Source organism: Photorhabdus stackebrandtii, from assembly GCF_011189495.1.
In the GTDB taxonomy this organism is placed as follows: domain Bacteria; phylum Pseudomonadota; class Gammaproteobacteria; order Enterobacterales; family Enterobacteriaceae; genus Photorhabdus; species Photorhabdus khanii.
Genome location: NZ_PUJV01000224.1, coordinates 1 through 212, shown reverse-complemented (window position 1 = coordinate 212; position 212 = coordinate 1). Strand labels below are relative to the sequence as shown.

Here is a 212-nt window from a genome sequence, read left to right as displayed (position 1 = left end):
TACCCCACTAAGGCAGGAACACCACAGGGCGGTATCGCGTCACCGGTTCTGGCTAATATGGCACTGGACGGGCTGGAGTGGGTGGCACAACGCGCTGCCCCTCGCCAGAAAGTCTATGTCGTTAAATATGCGGATGATTTCGTCATTTCCGGGAGTTCGAAAGAAGTACTGGAAGAACGGGTGAAACCTGCTGTAGCTGCCTTTCTCAGAGA

Annotated in this window: 1 protein-coding gene; it reads left to right on the top strand. The window is 54.2% G+C overall.

Features of this window, described 5'->3' with window-relative positions; genetic code table 11:
- Positions 1-212, top strand: a 212-nt coding sequence (locus C5470_RS22400) for a reverse transcriptase domain-containing protein (RefSeq protein WP_242688292.1), incomplete at both ends; no start/stop codon positions are given.